We start from the raw sequence: 5,633 nt of genomic DNA on the forward strand, positions 1-5,633 counted from the left end.
GGCGTCACCAAGCATCGGATGTGAAGTCAAGTTCCACACGGAATGACATAGAGCCCCCAGTGTGACTGGGCCAACTTTCTAAGCTGACATGGCAACAATTTTGCTGACCGGCGCGGCCGGCTACATCGGTTCTCACACTTGGTTGGCGCTGCAGCAGGCCGGCCACCGCGTGGTGGGGCTGGACAATTTTTGCAACAGCTCGCCAAAGGTGCTGCCGCGGCTTCAGGAGTTGGCCGGAGGTGGTGCGCTGGCTTTTGAACAGGTAGACCTGCGGGATGCCCAGGCGCTGCATGGCGTGTTCCAACGCCACCGGGTGGATGCGGTGGTGCACTTCGCGGCCTTGAAAGCCGTGGGGGAGTCAGTAGCGCAGCCGCTGGACTATTACGGCAACAACCTGGGCGGGTTGGTCAACCTGTGCAGGGTCATGCGCGAGACTGGCCCGGCCAGGCAGGCCCACACGGGCTGCAAGCGCATTGTGTTCAGCTCAAGCGCTACGGTTTACGGTAACCCTGAGAGTCTGCCGCTGCAAGAGGATGCCCCCCTTTGCGCCACCAACCCTTATGGGCAGACCAAGCTGATGGGCGAGGTCATCTTGAGGGACTTGGGCGCTGCCGACGCTCATTGGCGCACGGTGGCCTTGCGCTACTTCAACCCGGTGGGCGCGCATGAGAGCGGCCGCATTGGCGAAGACCCGCGCGGCACGCCCAACAACCTCATGCCGTATGTGGCGCAGGTGGCCGTGGGCCGGCGGGAGTACCTCAACGTCTTCGGTAATGACTACAACACGCCCGACGGTACGGGGGTACGCGACTACATCCACGTGGTGGACTTGGCCGAGGGCCATGTGGCGGCGGTCAACCATCTGCTGGACGGCGGGGACACCTTGACGGTCAACCTGGGCACCGGTGTGGGCACCAGCGTGCTGCAGCTTGTGGAGGCTTATGCCAAGGCAAGCGGGCGCCCGGTTCCCTATGAAGTAGCCCCACGCCGCCCCGGCGACATTGCTGCCTGCTGGGCTGACCCCACCTTGGCGCAAGAACGCCTGGGCTGGCGCGCCCGGTACGGCCTTGACCGGATGTGTGCCGACAGCTGGCGCTGGCAGTCGCTGAACCCGCTGGGCTTCGAGGGCTGAAGGGAAGAAGCCTTTCTTCAACTCCGCGATTCTTCAGCACGGCTAGCATCAGGATTTCGAAATCTGCGATCTGGGTTCCACCAGCTCGGCTCGCAAACTGAGCTGATTCTTATGCGGCGGGCTAAGTGTTGATCGATCTCCGCTCACTCAAACTGCTTTCGGCGGCCAACCAGCTGCTTCGCCATGGCCATGCGGCCGATGCTGCCAAGCTTTTTCAACACTTGCTGTCAGATCACCCTGACTTTGTGCCCTACCAGCAGGGTTTGCAGGCAGCGCTGGTGTCACTCGGGCGGGCTGGCGGTGGGCGAGAGCCTGAGGTTTGCTTTACTGAACGAAGGCCGCCCTGGGCCCAAGCCATGCGAACGCTGGAGGTCTTGTTACGGCATGGGTGGCTTGACGGGGAGCGTTGGAAAGCGCTGGAGTCGGAGCTGGCGGCTGCGCTGGGAGACCGCGGCGATTACGGGCTGCTACCGGCAGTGATGCCGGAGTTGTGCAGGGCAGAGGCTGACGAGGCTTGGCTGAATACCTTGAACCGCTGGCTACCGCGTGAGGCGGCGGCAACGGGTGCGCAACTGTGGCTGGCCCAGCAGCAGCCGCCGGCGGTGGATGCCAAGTCGCGGTTTGCGCGCCTGCGCTGGCGGGTGCATCAGGGCCTGGGCCAGCCCGGCGCAGAACCCACGCCCGAGACGCCAGACGGCTTGGTGACGGTGGCCATGTCCTGCTTCAACAATGCGGCCACGCTGGAAGCCGCGGCACTGTCTGTGCTGGGCCAGACCCATACGAACCTGGAACTGGTGATCGTGGATGACGCCAGCACCGACGGCAGCGCGGCGGTGGCCCAGGCGCTGGCCAGGCAAGATGCGCGGGTGAAGCTGCATGTGAACCCCGTAAACCAGGGCACCTATGCCAACCGCAACCGGGTGTGGGCTGAATCCCGGGCCGAATACTTTTGCTGCCTGGATGCAGACGACATCGCCTTGCCCGGGCGCCTTGCCCAGCAGTTGGCCGCGCTGCAGGCGCAGCCGGGGTGGATGGCGGTGATCTCTCTTTGGGTGCGCATGACGGCAGAAGGGTGCCCGGTGGCCATGAATGTCGAGCAAGGGGGTTTTGCGCACCGCTCGGTCTCCACCATGATGCTGCGCCGCGAGCCGGTGCTGAAAGCGCTTGGGTTCTGGGACGGCGTGCGTTTTGAAGCCGATTCCGAGTACATGAACCGGTTGACCACCGTCTTCGGCACCCAGGCGCTGGGCTGGCAGGATGACGTGGTGGCGCTGGCGCTCAGCCGCCTGGGCAGTTTGACCCAAGACCCGCTTACAGGCCTGGATGATGTTTACGGCCCATCCCCCATGAGGCTGGCGTACCGGCAGGCATGGCAAGACTGGCACCGCAGCGGTGAGCGGCTTTACATGCCGCAAAGCCCGCAACCCAGGCCCTTTGCTGCCCCGCCGGAGATGCTGGCGTGAGCGCGCAGCCACCGCCACAGACGCTGCTGCTGGGCTGCAGGCCCATTCGCGTGCTGGTGGTCACGTCCACCCAGACCGGCGGTATGCCCCAGTCCCACCGGGACTTGGCCATTGCCTTGCAGCGCTGCGCTGGCAAAGGGGGACTTGAGGTTTGGCACCTGAATGCCCTGCACCAGACCTTGACGCTCAGCCGTGTGGATGACCTGGGGCAAGACTGCGTTGTGCACCGGCATCAACTACCCCAGGCGGTGGCCCCTACCACGCACCGAGGTCCGGCTTATGACGCTGTGGTGCGCACCTGGCTGACCGAGTACCGCTTTTCAGTCTTGCAGGTGCACCACTTGGCTTGGCACAGCCTGGGCCTGCTGAGCCTTGCCAAGGAGGCCGGTGCACGCGTGGTGGTGACGTTTCACGACTATTACCACCTGTGCCCCACGGTGAAGTTGGTGGACGCTGACGGCCACTACTGTGCGGGGGCTTGCAGTGCGGGTGCCACAGATTGCGCGCCCGAGCCCATGTGGCCGGGCTTTGCATTCCCGCGCCTGCGCGGTGCGTGGGTACAAGAATGGCGACAAATGGCTGAGCAGGCGCTGGCCGCCGCCGACGCCTACACCGCCCCACACGACAGCGTGCGTCAGGTGGTGTTGACCCACCTGGACTTGCCCGCTGACAAGCCCTTTGAAGTGATGGCCCATGGCCGAGACTTTGCACAGGTGCAGTGGCTGGGCCAGTTGCCCAAGCGGGGCCAGGTGTTGAACATTCTGGTGCCGGGGCATCTCATCGCGGCCAAGGGCTTGGACGTGGTGCGGCGTCTGGCGCAGCGAGATCGGGGCGAAAAGCTTCAGTTCCACGTTCTCGGACCGGTGCAAGCGCCGCTTGAGATGCCAGGCGTTACCGTGCATGGCGAATACCGCAGCGAAGAATTCAGCACCTGGGTGCGGCGCATCAGCCCGCACGTGGGCGCGGTGTTTTCCATCTGGAACGAGACCTGGTGCCACACCCTCACCGAGATGTGGGCCTGCGGTCTGCCGGTGATGGCATTTGACTTCCCCACGGTGGGCAGCCGCATTCGAGAAAGCGGTGCCGGCTGGGTGTGGCCGGTGGAGGCCGCAGCCGAGGGCGAGGCCGCGGTGGCCGATCTGCACGCTCGAATCCTGCGACTGGACTTCATGGAAGTCTCCCGTAAAGCCGCCCGCGCTGCCGCCTGGATGCCCAAGCTCTTGCAGCAGTGCACAAAGCGCATGGCGCAGAAGTACCTGGCGCTTTACAGGAGGTGTGGGGTGGAGGTGGCGGACGAAGAACTTGGCGTTGATGTAGACCCGAACAATTGAACCTAAGTTCCGCAGTTGACCCTGCCCCCTGGGCGATTTCGTCAATGCTGGCGAGGGGTTGAGGCTGTTTGGCACACTCACGAGATGCGTGAAGCCAAGGAACCGAAGAAGACCGTGCAGGCGCAGGCCAGCGAGGACGCGATGGTGGTCGACACGATGGGTGGGCGTGTGCACGCGCGCTGGGACGAGACGGCCCAAGCCACACCGCACGGACAGATCGTGTTTTTCGCCGAATTCCTTGCCACCGCCGGTGTGTTCGACCGCTGGGTGCAGGGGTGCCCACTGCACTACAGCAGTCCTAACGCATCGCGCCCGCGCGACGTGCTGGGCACGCTGATGCTGGGCATCCTGGCCGGCAGCAAACGCTACGCGCACATTGCCGGAGTTCGTGGCGATGCGGTGGCGGCCAAGGCCCTGGGCCTGCGCGGCATGGTCAGCGAAGACTCGGTGCGCCGCGCGTTGGCGGCGATGCCGCCCGAGGGCAGTGAGCCGTGGATGCGCGGCGCGCTGATGAGCAGCGTGCGCGAAGCCCTGGACCGGCCGCGGGTGCTGGACATGGATGCCACCATCAAGCCGCTGTACGGCCGCCAGGAAGGTGCGGAGATTGGCTACAACCCGCACAAGCCGGGGCGCCCCAGCCACGTGCTGCACACCTTCTGGGTCGGCAACCTGCATCTGGTGCTGGACGCGGTGCTCAGCTCGGGCAAGCAGCACACCTCGGGTCACGCCAAGGCCGCGATGGCGCGGCTGCTCGATGAACTCGGCGACAAGGTCCTGGCGCTGGTGCGTGGGGACTGCGGTTACGGCAACGAAGACATCATCGACGTGTGCGAGCAGCGGGGCCTGCGCTACCTGCTGCGCCTGCGCAAGACGGCCAATGTGAAGCGGCTGATCGAGCGGCTGTTCAGGCGCGAGGGCTGGACCAACGCCACCGAAGCCAGCCAGGGCTGGCAGGCTATCGAAGACGAATTGCGCCTGAGCGGCTGGAGCAAAGCGCGGCGCGTCGTGGTGCTGCGCCGGCGAATCAAGAACGACATCGCGCCGAGGCGCAAAAGGCGCGGCCACAACGGCAACAACGAGCAACTCGTGCTGGCGTTGCCGCGCGACGAAGTGCAAGACAGTGCGCAGGTCTGGGAATACACCGTGCTGGCGACCAACGCGATGCACGACATTGCAGCGATCGGCCAGCTCTACCGTGACCGCTGCGATTGCGAGAACGGCTTCGACGAGCTGAAGAACCAATGGGGCTGGGGCGGCTTCACCACGCAAGACATGCACCGCAGCCAGGTCACCGCACGCACTGTGGCACTGGTCTACAAATGGTGGAGCTGGTACATGCGGGCAGCCAACCCGCAGGCCCGGCGAGAAGCGCTGACGAGTCGGCCACTGCTGCTGGCGGCAGTGGGGCGCACCGCCAGCCGCGGCAACCAGACCACGCTGTACCTCACCCCAATGCATGCCGAAGTCGGGTTGATCAAGTCGATGATTGGCAATGTTCATGCGGCCATCCAACACGTCAAGGCTGCTGCGGAGCAGTTGCCCAAGCTCGACCGCTGGCGCGTTCTCTTGGCATATATCTGCCAACGCATCGTCGGTCACATCGCCATGCCGACCCCGCCGCCGACGCCCCCGGCGCCCGGGTAACTGCTGTTTGCGTATTTCGGCCCATCGTGACCGGCGATTTCGGGATCGTGACCGCACATTTCG

General features: G+C 64.9%; 4 protein-coding genes. All 4 read left to right on the top strand.

What is annotated here, in order from left to right:
• The first annotated feature begins 88 nt into the window (after window positions 1-88).
• Window positions 89-1,132, top strand: a complete 1,044-nt coding sequence (gene galE, locus ACOVRJ_RS08140) for a UDP-glucose 4-epimerase GalE (RefSeq protein ID WP_422043385.1) — start codon at window positions 89-91, stop codon at window positions 1,130-1,132.
• A 356-nt stretch (window positions 1,133-1,488) separates the two neighbouring features.
• Window positions 1,489-2,595, top strand: coding sequence for a glycosyltransferase family 2 protein (locus ACOVRJ_RS08145; RefSeq protein WP_422043386.1), 1,107 nt, complete (start codon window positions 1,489-1,491; stop codon window positions 2,593-2,595).
• On the top strand, window positions 2,592-3,926 hold the full coding sequence (locus ACOVRJ_RS08150) for a glycosyltransferase (protein WP_422043387.1): 1,335 nt from the start codon (window positions 2,592-2,594) through the stop codon (window positions 3,924-3,926). The genes ACOVRJ_RS08145 and ACOVRJ_RS08150 overlap by 4 nt, the downstream gene beginning before the upstream one ends.
• Before the next feature lie 84 nt (window positions 3,927-4,010).
• Window positions 4,011-5,570, top strand: coding sequence for a transposase (locus ACOVRJ_RS08155; RefSeq protein ID WP_422043388.1), 1,560 nt, complete (start codon window positions 4,011-4,013; stop codon window positions 5,568-5,570).
• The last annotated feature ends 63 nt before the right edge of the window (window positions 5,571-5,633 follow it).

Origin of the sequence: Roseateles sp. (genome assembly GCF_049240545.1) — a bacterium.
In the GTDB taxonomy this organism is placed as follows: domain Bacteria; phylum Pseudomonadota; class Gammaproteobacteria; order Burkholderiales; family Burkholderiaceae_C; genus Paucibacter_A.

What these genes read in the sequence shown, in the direction of transcription:
- galE (WP_422043385.1), top strand. Translation starts at nt 89, where the DNA reads ATGGCAACAATTTTGCTGACCGGCGCGGCCGGCTACATCGGTTCTCAC.
- ACOVRJ_RS08145 (WP_422043386.1), top strand. Translation starts at nt 1,489, where the DNA reads ATGCGAACGCTGGAGGTCTTGTTACGGCATGGGTGGCTTGACGGGGAG.
- ACOVRJ_RS08155 (WP_422043388.1), top strand. Translation starts at nt 4,011, where the DNA reads ATGCGTGAAGCCAAGGAACCGAAGAAGACCGTGCAGGCGCAGGCCAGC.